This window comes from Streptomyces sp. NPDC043685 (genome assembly GCF_056436585.1).
This window is the reverse complement of the sequence record NZ_JBWKCH010000002.1, coordinates 578,517-596,478: the sequence shown is the minus strand read 5'-3', so window position 1 is coordinate 596,478 and position 17,962 is coordinate 578,517. Positions and strand designations below refer to the sequence as shown.

The 17,962-nt window shown below is 72.0% G+C and carries 16 protein-coding genes and 2 pseudogenes; 10 read left to right on the top strand and 8 right to left on the bottom strand.

Going from position 1 to position 17,962, the window contains the following annotated elements:
* The first annotated feature begins 1 nt into the window (after position 1).
* The 3 genes from AC0665_RS07430 to AC0665_RS07420 are packed head-to-tail and all read left to right on the top strand — an operon-like array spanning position 2 to position 2,149.
* Positions 2-769 (top strand): metal ABC transporter ATP-binding protein, encoded by a 768-nt coding sequence (locus AC0665_RS07430; RefSeq protein WP_363118913.1) that lies wholly within the window; start codon positions 2-4, stop codon positions 767-769.
* Positions 769-1,671, top strand: coding sequence for a metal ABC transporter permease (locus tag AC0665_RS07425; RefSeq protein ID WP_468408902.1), 903 nt, complete (start codon positions 769-771; stop codon positions 1,669-1,671). The genes AC0665_RS07430 and AC0665_RS07425 overlap by 1 nt, the downstream gene beginning before the upstream one ends.
* A gap of 58 nt (positions 1,672-1,729) precedes the next feature.
* Positions 1,730-2,149, top strand: a complete 420-nt coding sequence (locus tag AC0665_RS07420; RefSeq protein WP_363118709.1) for a Fur family transcriptional regulator — start codon at positions 1,730-1,732, stop codon at positions 2,147-2,149.
* A 283-nt stretch (positions 2,150-2,432) separates the two neighbouring features.
* On the opposite strand, the gene AC0665_RS07415 is transcribed toward AC0665_RS07420, so the two are convergent.
* The 3 genes from AC0665_RS07415 to AC0665_RS07405 are packed head-to-tail and all read right to left on the bottom strand — an operon-like array spanning position 2,433 to position 4,307.
* Positions 2,433-3,266, bottom strand: coding sequence for an isoprenyl transferase (locus tag AC0665_RS07415; RefSeq protein ID WP_468408904.1), 834 nt, complete (start codon positions 3,264-3,266; stop codon positions 2,433-2,435).
* 52 nt (positions 3,267-3,318) lie between these two features.
* Positions 3,319-4,065: a DNA repair protein RecO gene (recO, locus tag AC0665_RS07410; protein ID WP_184557743.1), complete on the bottom strand. Its 747-nt coding sequence runs from the start codon at positions 4,063-4,065 to the stop codon at positions 3,319-3,321.
* Positions 4,066-4,091: 26 nt separating this feature from the next.
* Positions 4,092-4,307, bottom strand: coding sequence for a hypothetical protein (locus AC0665_RS07405; protein ID WP_468633792.1), 216 nt, complete (start codon positions 4,305-4,307; stop codon positions 4,092-4,094).
* 391 nt (positions 4,308-4,698) lie between these two features.
* Here AC0665_RS07405 and AC0665_RS07400 point away from each other — a divergent pair, with 391 nt between their 5' ends.
* Entirely contained in the window at positions 4,699-5,148 is a 450-nt protein-coding gene (locus tag AC0665_RS07400) for an N-acetyltransferase family protein (protein WP_478704597.1), read from the top strand.
* A 132-nt stretch (positions 5,149-5,280) separates the two neighbouring features.
* Positions 5,281-6,756, top strand: coding sequence for an alpha/beta hydrolase (locus AC0665_RS07395; RefSeq protein ID WP_468633788.1), 1,476 nt, complete (start codon positions 5,281-5,283; stop codon positions 6,754-6,756).
* Between the two features lie 72 nt (positions 6,757-6,828).
* Here the strand turns inward: AC0665_RS07395 and AC0665_RS07390 are convergent, their stop codons facing one another.
* A complete protein-coding gene (locus tag AC0665_RS07390) occupies positions 6,829-7,275 on the bottom strand; it encodes a protein-tyrosine phosphatase family protein (protein WP_478602805.1) in 447 nt (148 codons plus the stop codon).
* 259 nt (positions 7,276-7,534) lie between these two features.
* Between AC0665_RS07390 and AC0665_RS07385 the strand changes: the two genes are divergently transcribed.
* From AC0665_RS07385 to AC0665_RS07365, 5 genes are read left to right on the top strand one after another with little or no spacing between them, the layout of a single operon-like run.
* The gene (locus AC0665_RS07385) at positions 7,535-9,163 is read left to right on the top strand and encodes an ABC transporter substrate-binding protein (RefSeq protein WP_478507766.1); all 1,629 of its coding nucleotides are present in this window, start codon (positions 7,535-7,537) and stop codon (positions 9,161-9,163) included.
* Between the two features lie 4 nt (positions 9,164-9,167).
* Positions 9,168-10,130 carry an ABC transporter permease gene (locus AC0665_RS07380; protein ID WP_478704596.1) on the top strand — a complete coding sequence of 321 codons (963 nt, stop codon included), beginning with the start codon at positions 9,168-9,170 and terminating at the stop codon, positions 10,128-10,130.
* Positions 10,127-12,088 carry a dipeptide/oligopeptide/nickel ABC transporter permease/ATP-binding protein gene (locus tag AC0665_RS07375; RefSeq protein WP_478704595.1) on the top strand — a complete coding sequence of 654 codons (1,962 nt, stop codon included), beginning with the start codon at positions 10,127-10,129 and terminating at the stop codon, positions 12,086-12,088. Before AC0665_RS07380 ends, AC0665_RS07375 begins: the two co-directional genes overlap by 4 nt.
* Positions 12,085-13,104, top strand: coding sequence for an oligopeptide/dipeptide ABC transporter ATP-binding protein (locus tag AC0665_RS07370; RefSeq protein WP_468408918.1), 1,020 nt, complete (start codon positions 12,085-12,087; stop codon positions 13,102-13,104). Before AC0665_RS07375 ends, AC0665_RS07370 begins: the two co-directional genes overlap by 4 nt.
* Positions 13,101-14,033: a dihydrodipicolinate synthase family protein gene (locus AC0665_RS07365; RefSeq protein ID WP_478507770.1), complete on the top strand. Its 933-nt coding sequence runs from the start codon at positions 13,101-13,103 to the stop codon at positions 14,031-14,033. The genes AC0665_RS07370 and AC0665_RS07365 overlap by 4 nt, the downstream gene beginning before the upstream one ends.
* 25 nt (positions 14,034-14,058) lie before the next feature.
* Here AC0665_RS07365 and AC0665_RS07360 read toward each other — a convergent pair.
* From AC0665_RS07360 to leuA, 4 genes and pseudogenes are all read right to left on the bottom strand, one after another.
* Positions 14,059-14,454: pseudogene (locus tag AC0665_RS07360) on the bottom strand (response regulator transcription factor); the annotation flags it as partial.
* 1 nt (position 14,455) lies between these two features.
* A pseudogene (locus AC0665_RS07355) lies at positions 14,456-15,049 on the bottom strand (MMPL family transporter); the annotation flags it as partial.
* 159 nt (positions 15,050-15,208) lie between these two features.
* Positions 15,209-15,904 (bottom strand): TerB family tellurite resistance protein, encoded by a 696-nt coding sequence (locus tag AC0665_RS07350; RefSeq protein ID WP_366052963.1) that lies wholly within the window; start codon positions 15,902-15,904, stop codon positions 15,209-15,211.
* Between the two features lie 211 nt (positions 15,905-16,115).
* Positions 16,116-17,837, bottom strand: a complete 1,722-nt coding sequence (gene leuA, locus AC0665_RS07345) for a 2-isopropylmalate synthase (RefSeq protein ID WP_468633778.1) — start codon at positions 17,835-17,837, stop codon at positions 16,116-16,118.
* Between the last annotated feature and the right edge of the window lie 125 nt (positions 17,838-17,962).

Below are 17,962 nucleotides of genomic sequence, written 5' to 3'. Positions count from 1 at the left end.
CATGACCGAGCCCGTCGTATCCCTGCGCGGCGTCCGCGCGGACCTGGGCTCACGCCCCGTACTGCGTGGCATCGACCTCACCGTGCACGGCGGCGAGGTCGTCGCGCTGCTCGGCGCGAACGGCTCGGGCAAGTCCACGGCCGTGCGCAGCATCATCGGCCAGGTGCAGACCGGCGCCGGCGAGATCCGGCTGTTCGGCACCGACCGCGCGCGGTTCCGCGACTGGCACCGCCTGGGCTACGTCCCGCAGCGCACCACGGCCGCCGGCGGCGTGCCCGCCACGGTGACCGAGGTGGTCTCCTCCGGCCGCCTGTCCCGGGCCCGCTTCGGCGTGCTGCGCAAGGCCGACCACGAGGCCGTACGGCGCGCCCTGGACCTCGTCGGCATGACCGACCGCGCCAAGGACCCGGTCGACGCCCTCTCCGGCGGCCAGCACCAGCGCGTCCTGATCGCCCGCGCCCTCGCCTCCGAGCCCGAGCTGCTGATCATGGACGAGCCGATGGCCGGCGTCGACCTGGCCAGCCAGGAGGTCCTCGCGCACACCCTCACCGAGCAGGTCTCCCAGGGCACCAGTGTGCTGCTCGTGCTGCACGAACTGGGCCCCCTGGAGCCCCTCATCGACCGGGCGGTCGTGCTGCGCGACGGCTGTGTCGTGCACGACGGGCCGCCCCCGAAGGCCGTCGGACAGCACGCGCTGCCCGGCCACGACCACGTGCACCCGCACGCACCCGCGGGCGCCGAACCGATCCGCACGGGACTGCTGAGCTGATGGACTTCCTCGACTACGCCTTCATGCAGCGGGCCCTGCTCGCCGCCGTCCTGGTCGGCATCACCGCCCCCGCGGTCGGCATCTACCTGGTCCAGCGCCGCCAGGCCCTGATGGGCGACGGCATCGGCCACGTCGCGATGACCGGCGTCGGCCTCGGCTTCCTGCTCACCTGGTCCCCGGTGTGGATGGCGACCCTCGTCTCCGTCCTCGGCGCGGTCCTCATGGAGCTGATCCGCTGGTACGGCAAGACCCGCGGCGACATCGCCCTCGCGATGCTCTTCTACGGCGGCATGGCCGGCGGTGTGATGTTCATCAACCTCGCGCCGACGGGCTCCAACGCCAACCTGACGTCGTACCTGTTCGGCTCCCTGTCGACGGTGTCCGAGTCGGACGTCACGGCGATCTGCGTCCTGGCCGCGTTCGTGGTCCTGGTCACCCTCGGTCTGCGACGGCAGCTGTTCGCGGTCAGCCAGGACGAGGAGTTCGCCCGGGTGACGGGCCTGCCGGTGCGCGTTTTGAACCTGCTGACGGCGGTCACCGCGGCCGTCACGGTGACGGTGGCCATGCGCGTGGTCGGGCTGCTGCTGGTCAGCGCGCTCATGGTGGTGCCGGTCGCGGCCGCGCAGCAGATCGCGCGCAGCTTCGCCGCGACGTTCGTGATCGCCGTGGCCATCGGCGTGAGCGTGACGATCGGCGGCACCGTCACCTCGTACTACCAGGACGTGCCGCCCGGCGCGACGATCGTGCTGCTGACGATCGGCGCGTTCATCGTGCTGACGGCGCTCGCGGCCCCGCTGGCCCGTCGCCGCGCCCGGGCGCGGGCGGCCGCGCTCGGCACGGCCGATCCCGCCGAGTGCGCGATCCCGGGCAGCCGTCAGGCGACCGACGAGGTCGGCGTCTGACCGCCCCCGCACCGGGCTGGCACAATGGCCCGGGCAAGGCAGACGTGAGGAGGCAACGGTGACGACCGCTGGACCGTCCGTGAAGGGCCGCGCCACCAAGCAGCGGGCCGCTGTGGCGGCGGCCCTTCAGGAGGTCGACGAGTTCCGCAGCGCGCAGGAACTGCACGACATGCTCAAGCACAAGGGCGACTCGGTCGGGCTCACCACGGTCTACCGCACCCTGCAGTCCCTCGCCGACGCCGGTGAGGTCGACGTCCTGCGCACCGCCGACGGCGAGTCGGTGTACCGGCGTTGCTCCACCGACGACCATCACCACCACCTCGTGTGCCGCGGGTGCGGCAAGGCCGTCGAGGTCGAGGGCCCGGCCGTGGAGAAGTGGGCCGAGGCGATCGCCGCGGAGCACGGTTATGTGAACGTGGCTCACACGGTGGAGATTTTCGGGACGTGTGCCGACTGTGCGGGGGCCTCCGGCGGTTGAGCCGGTTGTGCTGCTCGCCGTCGGGGTGAGGTGGCGTTGGCGGCTGCGGGTGGGTCGGGGTGTTCGCGCAGTTCCCCGCGCCCCTGAGGGGGTGTGCCGCTGTGGGGGCGGGTGCGGGTGCGTGGGGGTTGTTCGCGCAGTTCCCCGCGCCCCTGAGGGGTGTCCGAGGGTTGGTCGCGTGGTTCCCCGCGCCCCTGGCCGCGCCCGTGACCGCGCGGTTTTCCGCGCCCTGGAGGAGTGCCGCTGTGGCCCGGCCGCCGGTCGAGGGGGCCGGGCCTTGGGGTTACGGCTGCTCGCCCTCCATGGCCAGCAGTTCCTCGTTCGGGACGGCTCCGCCGAAGCGGCGGTCCCGGGAGGCGAACTCCAGGCAGGCCCGCCACAGGTCACGCCGGTCGAAGTCCGGCCACAGCACGTCCTGGAAGACCATCTCGGCGTAGGCGCTCTGCCAGAGCAGGTAGTTCGAGGTGCGCTGCTCTCCGCTGGGGCGCAGGAACAGGTCCACGTCCGGCATGTCCGGGTAGTACATGTACTTCGCGAAGGTCTTCTCGTTGACCTTGGACGGGTCGAGCCTGCCGGCCTTCACATCCGCCGCCAGCGCCTGCGCCGCGTCGGCGATCTCGGCCCGCCCGCCGTAGTTCATGCAGAAGTACAGGGTGAGCTTGTCGTTGTCCTTCGTCTGCTCCTGGGCGACCTGGAGCTCCTTGGCGACCGAGCGCCACAGCTTGGGCATACGGCCCACCCAGCGCACCCGGATGCCCAGCGCGTCGAGCTGGTCGCGGGTCTTGCGGATGAAGTCCCGGTTGAAGTTCATCAGGAAGCGCACCTCGTCCGGCGACCGCTTCCAGTTCTCGGTGGAGAAGGCGTACAGGGAGATGGCGCCGACGCCCATCTCGATGGCGCCCTGGAGCACGTCCAGCACCCGCTCGGCACCGACCTTGTGCCCTTCGGTGCGCGGCAGCCCCCGGTCCTTGGCCCAGCGGCCGTTGCCGTCCATGACGATCGCCACATGCTGCGGTACGAACTCCCCGGGGATCTTCGGGGGCCGCGCGCCGGACGGGTGGGGCTCCGGCGTCCTGTACTCCCGGCGCTGGCGCCCCAGGATCCCGCGTACGGCCATGTGTTTCTCGTCTCCTCGTGCTTGCTTGTGTGGGGCCTGCTGCTGTGCGGGCCTACTTCTCGACGTAGCGCAGGGAGCGCAGTCCACGCTCCATGTGCCAGTGCAGGTACGCGGACACCAGCCCGCTGCCCTCCCGGACGTAGCGCGCCTCGCAGGCGTCCGCAGTCTCCCAGTCTCCCGTAAGCAGGGCGGCGAGGAGTTCCAGGGCCTGGGGCGAGGGTACGACGCTGCCGGGCACCCGGCAGTCCACGCAGACGGAACCGCCCGACGCGACCGAGAAGAACCGGTTGGGGCCGGGCATCCCGCACTTCGCGCAGTCGGTGAAGCTCGGGGCGTAGCCGTTGACGGCGAGGGAGCGCAGCAGGAAGGCGTCGAGCACCAGGTGCGGCGCGTGCTCGCCCCGGGCGAGGGTGCGCAGCCCGCCGACCAGCAGCAGGTACTGCTGCACGGCGGGCTCCCCCTCGTGGTCGGTGAACCGCTCGGCGGTCTCCAGCATGACGGTCCCGGCCGTGTACCGGGCGTAGTCGCTCACGATCCCGCCACCGTACGGCGCGATGGTCTCGCTCTGGGTGCACAGCGGCAGCCCGCGCCCGACGAGCTCGCTCCCCTTGGCGAAGAACTGCACGTCGACGTGCGAGAACGGCTCGAGACGCGCTCCGAACTTCGACTTCGTCCGGCGCACGCCCCGGGCCACCGCGCGGACCCGTCCGTGACCGCGCGTGAGCAGCGTGATGATCCGGTCCGCCTCACCCAGCTTCTGGGTGCGCAGCACGATGCCGTCGTCGCGGAACAGACTCATGGAGCCATTCTCGCAGGGCCGTCACGTCAAGGGAGCTCACCCCTGCTGCGGGCGTTGGCGTACGCGGTCGCCGCGCGCAGCCGCTCGGCGGGGGTGGCGTGCCGGACGGCGCCGGGGTCGGCGTCCCACTCCCTGCCGCCGCCGTACGGCCGCAACTGCACATAGGGCCCCTCATGCCCCATCACGATGCCGATGCGACCGCTTCGGGTGTCCACGACGTACGCGCCGACGGGAGGCTTCATCGCGGCACCGCCGTGAGCCGTCCGGCGGTCCGCGCGGAGCCCCGGCCCCGTGCCATGAGCGGGCAGGGCGCTTCCCGCACGAAATTCACCGGGCCAAGTCCCGGTGAGGGCAGGATGATTCCGGCCTTGGCGAGTTCTGCCCGCACTTCTTTCATCACGTCCTCCGCTTCTTCGGCGCAAAGCGCCGAGTGTCGTGCCTCCACCCTGCTCCCCTCCCTTTCGTGATTTCACTCTTCGCATCCTCACGATCACGCTCCGCGTCTACACTGAGGAAGGGTCTGTGTCGTACAACTGCGGTGCGACGCAATGGGGTTCGGCCCGGGGTGTGACAAACAGCCGGGACAATGCGGTTGTGAGACCACCGCAGAGGTACGGCGAAACGGAATGGGACATGCGCCCCGCTCGACCATCGGATGTCGAGGCGGTGGCGGAATTGCGGGCCGTGGTGATGCGCCCCGACCTGGAGCGGCTGGGCCGCTACGACGAACACCGGGTCCGGCAGCGGCTGCGCGACGGCTTCTCCCCGCGCCACACGTCGGTCATCACGGCCGCCGGTTCCTTCGCGGGCAGCGTCACCTTGAGGCCGTCCGGGACCGGCCACTGGCTGGAGCACTTCTACCTGGCCCCGGAGCTCCAGGGCCGCGGCGTGGGCTCGGCGGTCCTGCGCACGCTGCTGGCCCGGACCGACTCCTCGGGCGACCTCGTACGCCTGAACGTCCTCCGGGGCAGTCCGGCCCGCCGCCTCTACGAACGCCACGGCTTCAGGGTGGACAGCCAGGACGCGATCGACGTCTTCATGCTGCGTCCTCCGGCGGGGCCGGCCGACAGGGATCGCGTCTGAGCGGCTCGGGGCGGCGATCCGGCGTCGGGCTCGGCCGGGCGCTCGGTTTCGGCCCTCACTGGGGCAATCCCCCGTACACAGACGGCAGTTACCCGGATGGGGCCGTTCCCCGGGGTCCGTCAGGCTGCTGGTATGAAGCAGATCAGGACATGCGCGGTACTGGCCGTCGCCGTGGGCGTCGTCCTCGGGTTCGCCGGGCCCGGTGGGGCGTCCGCGGCCGGTGGGGAGGGGATCGACTGGGGCGCGTGTGAGGGCTCCGGGCTCGATCCCCGGCAGCAGTGCGCCACCGTCGGCGTGCCCATGGACTACTCCGACCCCGACAGCCCGGAGATCCGGATCGCCGTCTCCCGGATCCCCGCTCAGAAACCGTCCGCCCGGCGGGGCAGCCTGGTGCTCATCCCGGGCGGGCCCGGCGGGGACAGCCTCGCCGACCCCTCCGGCAAGGGACAGAAGCTGCCGCGGAACGTGCGGGAGATGTACGACCTGGTGGGGTTCGCGCCGCGCGGGATGGCGCCCTCCACCGCCGTGGACTGCCGGCTCGACCCGGCCGACCTCGGCGTGACGAAGCTGCTGCCCTGGCCGGGTCCGGACGACTCCGTCGGCGAGAACATGGCCACCGCCCGGCGTACGGCGACGGCCTGCGCCCGCAACGGCGGCGAGCTGATCCGGCACATCAGCACCGCCAACGAGGCACGCGACCTGGACCGCGTCCGGGCGGCCCTCGGTGACGAGAAGATCTCCGCGTGGGGCGTCTCGTACGGCACCTACGTCGGGGCCGTCTACAGCCAGCTGTTCCCGCACCGTACCGACCGCATCGTGCTGGACAGCAACAACGACCCCGATCACACCCGGGTGACCCGCAACTGGCTCGCCTCGTTCGAGGTCGGCGTCGAGGACAACTTCCCCGAGTTCGCCAGGTGGGCCTCCCGGCCCGGCAATCCGCACCGGCTCGCCCGTACACCCGCCGAGGTACGCTCCGGCTTCCTGCGGCTCGCCGCCCGGCTGGACCGCAAGCCCCTCCCCTGGCCCGGCGCCAACCCGCCGCGGCTGGACGGGAACACGCTCCGCCAGACCATGCTGTCCAGCCTCTACGACCCCGACGACTACCCGACCCTGGCCGAGACCATTCGGGCCGCCCGCAAGGGCACCGTGCCGCCCGCGCCCGAGGCCCCGCCCGAGTCGGTCCTGCAGAACGTCACCGCGGTCGGCGCCGGCACCATCTGCAACGACGTCGACTGGCCCGACTCGGCCGCCGCCTACCAGAAGGCCGTCGACCAGAGCCGGACCGCGTACCCGCTCACCGCGGGCATGCCGCGCGGGCCGATGGTGTGCGCGGCCTGGCCGTACGCCCCGAAGGAGCCGGCCGTGCGGATCACCGACCGCGGTCCCTCCACGATCCTGCTCGTCCAGAACCGGCGGGACGTCGCCACCCCGCTCGCGGGAGCCCGCAAGCTGCGCCGGGCCCTGGGCGACCGGGCCGTCATGGTCACCGTGAACTCCACCGGCCATGACGCCTACCTGGCCAACGGCAACGCCTGCGGCGACCGGACCGTCTCCCGTTTCCTGGCCACCGGCGAACGGCCCGGCTCCGACCTCTACTGCGACTGAGGAATGCGGTGGCCCGCCGCCACGGGGCGGCGGGCCACCGCGTCATCTCCCCAGCCCGGCCGGAGGAGAGGCTCACCCCTCGCCGAACCGGCGCACGTACCGCCGCTGCCAGGGCGTCTCCACCGCCCGCCGGTCGTAATGCCGGCGGACGTACCCCACCGCCTCCTCCCCCGGCACCCCGTCCAGCACCGCCAGACAGGCCAGGGCCGTGCCCGTGCGGCCGCGGCCTCCGCCGCAGGCGATCTCCACCCGCTCCCCGGCGGCCCGTTCCCACACCTCGGCCAGCACCGCGCGGGCGGCCGCCCGGTCCGACGGAAGCCGGAAGTCGGGCCAGCGGATCCAACCCGACTCCCAGGGGACCTCGGGCGGCCGCCGGCCGAGCAGGTAGACGCCGTAGGAGGGAGGGGGCGCGGTGGGATCCAGGGCGTGGCGCAGGCCCCGGCCTCGGATCAGGCGTCCCGACGGCAGGCGCAGGACGCCGGTGTCACTCTCGCTCCACAGCTCGCTCACGCCCCTCATCATGCTCCGCACGCCGGCGCCGAGGGAACGGAATCACCCACGCAAGCACCGTCCCCGCGCGGTTCCCGGCCACCCGGGCCTGATGGGCGTCAACTCGCCCCTGGCGCACCACCATTGGTGCGACCTCTGGCGGATACGCCATTCGTGTGGGACCCCTTGACCGCCCCGACACCCCCTCCTATGGTCGCGCTGACCGCAGGACGTAGGACGTCGTATCTCCTGGGTCGGCCCCTTCCCCCCAGACCTCGCTGGAGGACCCGTGCGCGACGTGACCCCCGACGTGCCGGCACCGGACCGCCGGGCGTTCCTGAAGCACACCGGGGCGCTCGGGGCGGCCGCCGCCGTCTCCGCGTCGCTGTCGGCCTGTTCCTCCGGGCCGGAGTCCACCAACGACACCGGCACCGGCACCGGTCGGGACCGCACCCTCACCGCGGTGATCGGCTACGGCAACGACGGCAGCTGGGACCCCACCCAGACGGCGTCCGCGTTCTGCATGGCCGCCAACCACCACATCTACGAGGGGCTGCTGGACACCGACCCGATCTCCCGTGAGCCGTACGCGGCGCTGGCCACCGAGGTACCGAAGGACCCGGACGGCACGTCGTGGAAGTTCACGCTGCGGGAGGGTGCGACCTTCCACGACGGCAAGCCCGTGACCGCCGACGACGTGGTCTTCGTCTTCGACCGGATCCTCGACCCGGACACCCAGACCCTCGCCAAGGGTTTCTTCGCGAGCTGGCTGAAGGAGGTCCGGAAGATCGACGCGCGCAACGTCGAGCTGGTGCTCGAGTTCCCCTTCCCGGACGGGCTCGCGCGGCTGACCCTCGCCAAGATCATGCCGAAGCACGTGTTCTCCCGGCCCGGCGCCTGGGACGACGCCATCAAGGGCAAGGCCATCGGCTCGGGGCCCTACCGGCAGACCGCGCACCACCCGAAGTCGAACACGACCTTCGAGGCGTTCGACGGCTACAACGGCCCGCGTAGGCCCGCCTTCCGCAGGATGAACTGGCTGACCATCGTCGACGCGGCCCCCCGTGTCGCGAAGATCTCGGGGGCCGGCGCGGGCGCGCAGATCGCGGACAACATCCCCTACGCCAACATCGGGCAGCTGGAGAGCGGCGGCCTCACCGTCGCCGGCGGGGCCGGGATGAACAACCTGTTCCTGATGTTCAACACCCGGCACAAGCCCTTCGACGACGTGCGGGTGCGCCAGGCCCTGCACTACGCCATCGACACCGAGAAGATGGTGGAGGTCGCCCTCAAGGGGCACGGCAGGGCGGCCAGTTCCTTCCTCGACGAGGCCAACCCGTCCTACCGCCGGGCCGGGACGGTCTACGACCACGACCCGGACAAGGCGAAGGCCCTGCTGAAGGCGGCCGGGGTCACGGGCCTGAGCATCGACATCCTGGCGGTGAACGTCAGCTGGATCGTGGACTGTCTGCCCACCATCAAGGCGTCCTGGGACGCGATCGGGGTGCGGACCACCCTGTCCCCGCAGGAGACCACGGCCGTCTTCACGAAGATGGACCAGAAGCAGGACTACCAGGTGGTGGTGGCCGCCTCGAACCCCAACCAGTTCGGCCTCGACGCCGACTTGATCATGCGCTACAACTACGGGCCCGGGAACCTCTGGATGCAGTACACCCGCTGGGCCTCGGACCCGGTCGCCAAGCAGCTCTTCAAGGACATGGACCGGGCCACCCGGGAGCCCGACCCTGCGCGGAAGAAGACGATCGTGCAGGACTGCGTCGACGTCGTCGCCGAACAGGCCGTGCTCTACCCGGTCGTCCACAACGAGCTGATGACCGCCTGGGACCCGAAGCGGCTCAGCGGGATAAGGGCACAGCCCTACCCGGGCATCAACCTCCTCCAGGCCAAGTGGGCCTGAGCGGATGACGGCCGTCCTGCGGATCCTGCTCCGCCGTGTCGCCCTGCTCGTGCCGCTGATGCTGGGCATCGTGCTGTTCGTGTTCCTGGTGATGCGGTTCTCGGGCGTCGACCCGGCCTCCGCGTTCTTCCAGGGCGCCAACCCCACACCGCGGCAACTGCACGACTTCCGCGAGGAACACGGCCTGCTCGACCCGCTGCCCGTGCGCTACGCCGGCTTCGTCGCCGACCTGCTCCACGGGGACCTGGGCACCAGCGCGCTGACCCGGGCGCCCGTCATCGACCAGGTCGCCACCGCGCTGCCGCTCACCCTCCAACTGACGTTCCTGGGCCTGGGGATCGCGGTCGTGCTGTCCCTCGCCGGAGGGGTGACCGCGGCGATCCACCGGGACCGGCTGCCCGACCAGATCATCCGGGTCGTCTCGCTCACCGGGGTCGCGGCGCCCGGCTTCTGGCTGGCGCTGCTGATGATCCAGTACCTGGCGGTCGACCTGGGCTGGTTCCCGAGCGGCGGCTACATCAACCCGGCCGACTCCTTCACCGGCTGGCTGAGGACCATGACCCTGCCCGCCCTGGCGCTGTCGCTGCCGGTGGCGGCGCAGCTGACCAGGATCGTGCGGACGGCCGTGGTGGAGGAACTGGACAAGGACTACGTCCGCACGGCGATCGGGAGCGGGCTGCCGCCGCGCGTGGTCGTGGGGCGCAACGTGCTGCGCAACGCGCTCATCAACCCGCTCACCGTGCTCGGCCTGCGGGTGGGCTACCTGCTGGGCGGCGCGGTCGTCATCGAGACGATCTTCTCGCTGCCCGGCATGGGCAAGCTGATGATCGACGCCGTGAAGAACGGCGATCCGGCCGTCGTCCAGGGCGTGGTGCTGACCACGGCGGCCGGGTTCGTCGTGGTGAACCTCGTCATCGACGTGCTGTATCTGCTGGTCAACCCACGACTGAGGGACGCGGCCCCATGACGACCCGCAAGAGCCTCACCGCGGCGCTGTCCCGGCCCGGTCTGCGGCTGCGCGGCTGGCGCAGGCTGCCGCCGCTGTCGAAGATCGCCGTCTGCTTCCTGGCGGTCGTCGCCCTGACGGCGCTGCTCGCCCCGCTGCTCGCCCCGCACGACCCGCTGGACCAGCAGCCGCCGGCCGACGGCACCGGGCATCCGTCCGCCGGGCACTGGATGGGGCAGGACAGCCTCGGCCGGGACATCCTCAGCCGGCTGATGTACGGGGCGCGCTGGTCGCTGGCGATCGGGCTCGGCGCGACCGGGCTGGCCCTGGTGGCGGGAGCGCTCCTCGGGGCGATCGCGGCGACCTCCCGCAAGGCGGTGGACGAGACGCTGATGCGCTGCCTGGACGTCGTGATGGCGTTTCCGGGCATCGCGCTGGCGGCCGTGCTGGTGGCGGTGTTCGGCGGCGGCATCACCGTTCTCATCTGCGCGATCGCGTTCCTGTTCACGCCGCCGGTGGCACGCGTGGTCCGCGCGAACGTCCTCGACCAGTACGGCGAGGACTACGTGACGGCGGAACGGGTGATCGGCGCGCGCACCACGCACATCGTGCTGCGGCACGTGGCGGTCAACTGCGCCGCGCCGGTGCTGGTGTTCTGCACGGTCCAGGTCGCCGAGGCGGTCGTCTTCGAGGCGTCGCTGTCGTTCATCGGGGCGGGCGTACGGCCGCCGGATCCGTCCTGGGGCAGTGTCATCGCGGACGGCAAGAACATGGTGCTGACCGGCGGCTGGTGGGCGACGGTGTTCCCCGGGCTGCTGATGCTGGTCACCGTGCTGTCGCTGAACGTCCTGTCCGAGGGCGTGTCCGACGCCTGGGCGGCCCCGTCGGCGCGGGAGGCCGACCCCGGCGACGACCCGGTGGAGGCACCGGAGCCCGGCGGCGAGGTCGTGCGGCTGCCCGGTCTGGCAGAAGCGGCGCGGCGGTTGCGGGCCCGGGCGCGTCAGCTGCCCCGCCACGGGCAGCCGGTGCTCGCCGTGGAGAACCTCACCATCGGCTTCGAGCGGCGGCACGGCGGTGTCGACATCGTGGACGGCATCAGCTTCGAGGTGCACCCCGGGGAGGTGCTCGGGCTGGTCGGCGAGTCGGGCTGCGGCAAGTCCCTGACCGCGCTGGCGATCATGGGCCTGGAGCCGAAGGGGGCGCGGATCGGCGGCCGGGTACTTTTCCAGCGGCGGGACCTGCTCGCCGAGCCGATGCGCGTGCGCCGCAAGCTGCTCGGCCACGAGATGGCGATGATCTACCAGGACGCGCTGTCGTCACTGAACCCGGCGATGACGATCCGCGCCCAGCTGAAGCAGGTGGTGCGGCGCGGCGGGCAGCGCGGCCCCGCCGAGCTGCTGTCGCTGGTGGGCCTCGACCCCGGGCGCACCCTGCGCAGCTACCCGCACGAACTGTCCGGCGGGCAGCGCCAGCGCGTCCTGATCGCCATGGCCCTGTCCCGCGACCCGCGGCTGATCGTCGCCGACGAGCCGACGACCGCCCTCGACGTGACCGTGCAGGCGCAGGTCATGGAGCTGCTGCTGCGGCTGCGCGAGGAACTCGGCTTCGCGCTGGTGCTGGTCTCGCACGACCTGGCGCTGATCGCGGACGTCACCGACCGGGTGGTGGTGATGTACGGCGGGCAGATCGTGGAGACCGGCGTGACCGCCGACCTGGTGGAGGCCCCGGCCCATCACTACACGCGCGGCCTGCTCGGCAGTGTGCTGTCGCTGGAGTCGGCGCAGGAGCGGATGACGCAGATCAGGGGCGTGGTGCCGGCCCCGGCCGACTTCCCTGCGGGCTGCCGCTTCGCCGACCGCTGCCCGCGCGCCACCGAGCTCTGCCGTACGACACCTCCCGGGCTGCGGGGCACGCCGACGCACACGGCGGCCTGCCACCACGCCGCGATCGACCTGGCCGCCCCGGAGGCCGTGGCATGAGCGCCCTGGTGGAGCTGTCCGACGCCCATGTCGTCCACAAGGCCCGCAGCGGCTCTCTCTTCGCCCGTGACCGGGTGTACGCGCTGACGGGCGCCGACCTGGCGATCGCGCCCGGCGAGACCGTCGGCGTGGTCGGCGAGTCGGGCTGCGGGAAGTCGACGCTGGCGAAGGTGCTGGTGGGGGTGGAACGGCCGGTGCGCGGGACGGTGTCGTTCCGGGGCCGGGACCTGTGGGCGATGCCGGCGGCCGAACGCCGCCGGACCGTCGGCGGCGGCACCGGCATGATCTTCCAGGATCCGTCGACGGCGCTCAACCGCCGCCTGACCGTCCGGCAGATCCTGCGGGACCCGCTGGACGTGCACGAGCGGGGCACCAGGAGGCAACGCGACGACAGGGTCCGTGAGTTGATGGCCCTCGTCGGTCTGCCCCGGGCCCTCGCGGGCGCGGTGCCGGGCCAGTTGTCGGGCGGGCAGCGCCAACGCGTCGCGATCGCCCGGGCGCTGGCGCTGGAGCCGGACCTCGTGGTGGCCGACGAGCCGACGAGCGCCCTGGACGTGTCGGTGAGGGCCCAGATCCTCAACCTCCTGCTGGACCTGAGGGAACGCCTGGGTCTGGCGCTGGTGTTCGTCTCGCACGACATCCAGACGGTGCGGCGGATGAGCGACCGGGTGATCACCATGTACCTGGGCCGGATCGTCGAGGAGTCCCCGGCCGCCCTGGTCACCGACCGGGCCCGGCACCCGTACACCCGTGCCCTGTTCTCCGCCACGCCGGGCCTGCTCGACCCGGTCGAGCCGATCCCGCTGTCCGGTCCGGTGCCGTCGGCGACCCGGCCGCCGAGCGGCTGCCCGTTCCGCACCCGCTGCTGGAAGGCCGACGGGATCTGCGCGCGGGAGATGCCGGGTTTCTCCGCCGCGTCGGCACCGGCGCACCGCTTCCGCTGCCACCATCCTGTCCGGGAGGACGAGTCGACCCGCGACCTCGTCCGCCGACGCGACCCGATGGAGGCTCCATGAGTTCCACCCCGCTGACCGGTGTCATCCCGCCCGTCTGTACGCCCCTGACATCGGACGGCGAGGTGGACGTCCCCTCGCTGACCCGGCTCGTCGACCATCTGGTGGCAGGCGGGGTGAACGGACTGTTCGTGCTCGGCTCGACCTCCGAGGCCGCGTATCTGCCGGACCGGCAGCGCAGGCTGGTCGTCGAGGCGGTCACGGGCCATGTGGGCGGGCAGCTTCCGGTGCTGGCCGGGGCGATCGACATGACGACGCCCCGGGTCCTCGACCAGGTCGCGGCCGTGACGGCGGCGGGCGCGGACGCGGTCGTCGTCACCGCCCCGTTCTACGCCCGCACGCACCCGGCGGAGATCGCCCGCCACTACCGCGCGGTCGCCGCCGCGAGCCCGGTCCCGGTGATCGCCTACGACCTCCCCGTCGCCGTCCACACCAAGCTGCCGGCCGACGTGGTCCTGGAACTGGCCGCCGACGGTGTCGTGGCCGGGCTCAAGGACTCCAGCGGTGACCTGGCCGCCTTCCGCCGGGTCGTGACCGGGGCGCGCAACCGGCAGGACGTCACCGGCTTCAGCGTGCTGACCGGCTCCGAGCTGATCGTCGACGCGGCCCTTGCGATCGGCGCGGACGGCACGGTGCCGGGCCTCGGCAACGTCGACCCGCACGGCTACGCCCGCCTGGACCGGCTGTGCCGCGCCGGGGACTGGGACGGGGCCCGTGCCGAACAGGAGCGCCTGTGCGCCCTGTTCGGCATGACCACCGTCGGTGATCCGGCCCGGATGGGCCCCAACTCCTCGGCGATCGGCGCCTTCAAGGCCGCGCTGTACCTGCGCGGGGTGATCGACTGCCCGGCGACGGCGCAGCCGCAGATCCCGCTCGCGCCGGACGAGGTGGAGCAGGTAGGCAAGTACCTCGCGGCGGCCGGGCTGCTCTAGGCCGTGTCCGGACCGGGTCCGCCCGTCAGACGCTTCCCGGCGTCACCAACCCCGACTCGTAGGCCATGATGACGAGTTGGGCCCGGTCCCGGGCCGCCAGCTTGCCCATGATGCGGCTGACGTGGGTCTTCGCGGTGAGCGGGCTCAGGCCCAGCGCGTCGGCGATCTCCGCGTTGGTGAGGCCGCGCGCGACCAGTGCGAGCACCTCACGCTCCCGGCCGGACAGGCACTCGGGCCCGCCCGTCCGCGGTGCGCGCGGGGCGCGCAGGAACCGCTCGATCAGCCGTGTCGTGGGCCCGGGCGACAGCAGGGACTCCCCGGCGGCGACCGTGCGGATGGCGTCCAGGAGGTCGGCGGGCCTGGTGTCCTTGACCAGGAACCCGGAGGCACCGGCCCGCAGGGCGTCGACGATGTTCTCGTCGCCACAGGAAGGGGCTGCGGTAGGTGAGGACGAGCAGCACGGTGACGACGCCGAGCGTGGCGAGCAGCAGGGTGGCGTCGAGCGTCCCGAACACCTTGTTCATGTCGGTGTTGAGCGCGCCGGGCCCGCCGACCTCGGCGCTCAGCCCGCCGTCGCCCTCGACGATCTCGCGCACCCCGTCGACGAAGGTGTCCCGGGCCTCCTCATCCTGGCCCGGCTGGGTGCTGGAGATGGGGTACATCAGGGTGGAGCCGTCCTTCGACGGGATGCCCCGCGGCTCGGCGGCCAGATCGTAGGCGCCGCTCACCTCGGCGAGCTGCTCGCCGGCGGTGCGGCGGTCGGCGGCGGTGAGGCCGCCGTCCCGGTGGTAGACGAGCACCAGGTCGGTCGCCTCGCCGCCGGGCAACTCGTCCTGGATCCGCGCCACCTGGGTGGAGTCGGCGCCGTCGGGCAGGTAGTCGACCGCGCGGTTCTGCTGGACGTCGGAGAACGTGCCCGCGAGCGGCCCGAGCAGCACGAGCGCGGCGAGCCACAGCCCGACCACCACCCAGGGCACGGCCCGCTTGCGCCCGGTACGCGTCCTTACGGCCCCCATGGGTCGGCTCCCTCCGGTCGGTGTCTGGATCGGTCTCCAGACTCCCGTCGGGCGGGGGCCGTCGCGTCGGGCCTGTGGGCGAACCGGGGGCTACTGCCGGGGGCGGTCCCGGCCGCGCGTTACCCCCCGGGGAGTAGTGGGGGCTGCTCGCGGGTCGCTCTACGACGGCGTGCGTGCCGCCGCCAGCAGCCGGGTCACGTCGTCGGAGCAGATGGTGAGCGCCGCCCCGACCGTCGCCAGCACATCGCGCTCGGCCGGGGTGTACGGCCCGTCCGCCAGGGCGATGCGGGCGCCCTGGAGCAGAATCGATTCGCGGCCGACGCCGGCCAGGTGCGGGGCGAGCGGGTCCAGCGCCTCGTGCAGCTCTATGGCCAGCCCCGCGCCGCAGGGTTCGCCGGTGATCCGGCCGGTGTCGGCCTCCAGCGCCTCGACGAGGGCGGCCAGCTGCTCCTCGGTGCAGTCCTCGAAGCCGGCCGCGCGCACGGCGAGCACGGCCGCCTCCAGTGCCGTACGGGACCCGGCGCCGCCCGCGGCGAGCACCGCGAGGGCGACGGTGTGCACGGCGTCGCGGAGCATCGCGGAGAAGCGGGTGGTGGTCGGGTGGTCGAGGACGTCCGTGCCGAAGTGGCGGCGGCACGCGGCGCACTCGACGACCGGGCCGGTCTCGCCGCGCGGCAGCACGGGCAGGCCGAGCAGGGTGAAGCGGCGCTGTCCGGTCAGCCGCTGGTAGTTGCGGTCGCCGCCGCAGCCGGGGCAGAAGAACTCCCCGTCACCGGCGGCCGTCCACGCGGTGCGGGTGCCCAGGATGCGCGAAAGCCTGGCGGCATGGCCGTTTCGTCCCCGTCCTGGCAGCACGTCGCACCTCCGTCACGCCGCACGGCAACGTCGCCGCGCTTGCGTGATGTTAGCCACATCGGCGACGAGGAGTCAGCACCCCGGAGGAGACCTTTCCGTGACCTCCACACGGAATGGCCGGTATACGACGGGGCTCCACCCGCCGTATACCGGCGGACGGAGCCCCTGTGGCGTGCGGTGGCGGCCTTCGGCCGCGGACCCGTACGGCTGATCAGCGAGCCGCGCGGTTGACGGCCGAGACGACCGCCTTCAGCGAGGCCCGCGTGGTGTTGGCGTCGATGCCGATGCCCCACAGGACCTTGTCGTCGATCGCGCATTCGATGTAGGAGGCGGCCTGCGCGGAGGCTCCCTCGCTCATCGTGTGCTCCTGGTAGTCCAGCAGGCGTACGTCGATGCCGACGGACTGCAGGGCGTCGAAGAAGGCCGAGATCGGACCGTTGCCGGAACCGGTCAGCACGGTGTCCTGGCCGTCGACCGTGGCCTCCACCTTCAGCGTGTCCACGCCGTCGGTGTCGGTCGTCGACTGGTTGTTCTTGACCTGGATCCGGCCCCAGGGGTTCTCGGGGTTGGGCAGGTACTCGTCCTGGAAGACCGACCAGATGTCCTTCGGCGTGACCTCGCCGCCCTCGGCGTCGGTCTTGGCCTGGATGAGCTTGGAGAACTCGATCTGCATCCGGCGCGGCAGGTCCAGCTTGTGGTCGTTCTTCAGGACGTAGGCGATACCGCCCTTGCCGGACTGCGAGTTGACCCGGATGACGGCCTCGTAGGACCGGCCGACGTCCTTGGGGTCGATCGGCAGGTACGGCACGGCCCACTCGATGTCGTCGACGGTGACGCCCTTGGCGGCCGCGTCGGCCTCCATGGCGTCGAAGCCCTTCTTGATGGCGTCCTGGTGGGAGCCGGAGAAGGACGTGTAGACCAGGTCGCCCACGTACGGGTGGCGCGGGTGGACCTCCATCTGGTTGCAGTACTCCCACGTGCGACGGATCTCGTCGATGTCGGAGAAGTCGATCTGCGGGTCGACGCCCTGGGAGAAGAGGTTCATGCCCAGGGTGACCAGGTCGACGTTGCCGGTGCGCTCGCCCTGGCCGAACAGGCAGCCCTCGACGCGGTCGGCGCCGGCCATCAGGGCCAGCTCGGCGGCGGCGACGGCGGTGCCGCGGTCGTTGTGGGGGTGGACCGACAGGCAGACGTACTCGCGGCGGGAGAGGTTGCGGCCCATCCACTCGAAGCGGTCCGCGTGCGTGGAGGGGGTGGAGCGCTCCACGGTGGCGGGCAGGTTCAGGATGATCTCGCGGCCCGGGCCGGGCTGCCAGACGTCCATGACCGCCTCGCAGACCTCCAGCGCGAAGTCCAGCTCGGTGTCGGTGAAGATCTCGGGGCTGTACTGGTAGCCGAACTCGGTCTCCGGGCCCAGCAGCTTCTCCGCGTACTCCATCACCAGGCGCGTGCCGTCGACGGCGATCTGCTTGATGTCGTCCCTGGAGCCGCGGAAGACCACCCGGCGGAAGACCGGGGCCGTGGCGTTGTACAGGTGGACGGTGGCGCGCTTGGCGCCCTTCAGGGACTCCACCGTGCGCTCGATCAGGTCCTCGCGGGCCTGGGTCAGTACGGAGATGGTGACGTCGTCGGGGATGGCCCCGGGCTCCTCGATGATGGAGCGTACGAAGTCGAAGTCGGTCTGGCCGGAGGCGGGGAAGCCGACCTCGATCTCCTTGTAGCCCATCTTCACCAGCAGGTCGAACATCGCGCGCTTGCGGGCCGGCGACATGGGGTCGATCAGGGCCTGGTTGCCGTCGCGCAGGTCGGTGGAGAGCCAGCGGGGGGCGGTGGTGACGCGGTTGTCCGGCCAGGTGCGGTCCGGGATGTCGACCTGCTCGTAGCGGCCGTACTTGTGGATCGGCATGGAACTGGGCTGCTGGCGGTTCGCCATGATGCGGGGGCTCCTCAAGGGGTGTCCGGAAGGACGGCCGACGACGCAGCACCAAGCTCCGCGGGGAGGGAGTCGGCCTCGACTACAGGCCCTCGCCGCGGCAGCTAAGGAGAAGCAGCCCGAAA

What these genes read in the sequence shown, in the direction of transcription:
- AC0665_RS07430 (WP_363118913.1), top strand. Translation starts at nt 2, where the DNA reads ATGACCGAGCCCGTCGTATCCCTGCGCGGCGTCCGCGCGGACCTGGGC.
- AC0665_RS07425 (WP_468408902.1), top strand. Translation starts at nt 769, where the DNA reads ATGGACTTCCTCGACTACGCCTTCATGCAGCGGGCCCTGCTCGCCGCC.
- AC0665_RS07415 (WP_468408904.1), bottom strand. Translation starts at nt 3,266, where the DNA reads ATGGCCGTACGCGGGATCCTGGGGCGCCAGCGCCGGGAGTACAGGACG.
- recO (WP_184557743.1), bottom strand. Translation starts at nt 4,065, where the DNA reads ATGAGTCTGTTCCGCGACGACGGCATCGTGCTGCGCACCCAGAAGCTG.
- AC0665_RS07405 (WP_468633792.1), bottom strand. Translation starts at nt 4,307, where the DNA reads ATGAAGCCTCCCGTCGGCGCGTACGTCGTGGACACCCGAAGCGGTCGC.
- AC0665_RS07400 (WP_478704597.1), top strand. Translation starts at nt 4,699, where the DNA reads ATGCGCCCCGCTCGACCATCGGATGTCGAGGCGGTGGCGGAATTGCGG.
- AC0665_RS07395 (WP_468633788.1), top strand. Translation starts at nt 5,281, where the DNA reads ATGAAGCAGATCAGGACATGCGCGGTACTGGCCGTCGCCGTGGGCGTC.
- AC0665_RS07390 (WP_478602805.1), bottom strand. Translation starts at nt 7,275, where the DNA reads ATGAGGGGCGTGAGCGAGCTGTGGAGCGAGAGTGACACCGGCGTCCTG.
- AC0665_RS07380 (WP_478704596.1), top strand. Translation starts at nt 9,168, where the DNA reads ATGACGGCCGTCCTGCGGATCCTGCTCCGCCGTGTCGCCCTGCTCGTG.
- AC0665_RS07375 (WP_478704595.1), top strand. Translation starts at nt 10,127, where the DNA reads ATGACGACCCGCAAGAGCCTCACCGCGGCGCTGTCCCGGCCCGGTCTG.
- AC0665_RS07370 (WP_468408918.1), top strand. Translation starts at nt 12,085, where the DNA reads ATGAGCGCCCTGGTGGAGCTGTCCGACGCCCATGTCGTCCACAAGGCC.
- AC0665_RS07365 (WP_478507770.1), top strand. Translation starts at nt 13,101, where the DNA reads ATGAGTTCCACCCCGCTGACCGGTGTCATCCCGCCCGTCTGTACGCCC.
- leuA (WP_468633778.1), bottom strand. Translation starts at nt 17,837, where the DNA reads ATGGCGAACCGCCAGCAGCCCAGTTCCATGCCGATCCACAAGTACGGC.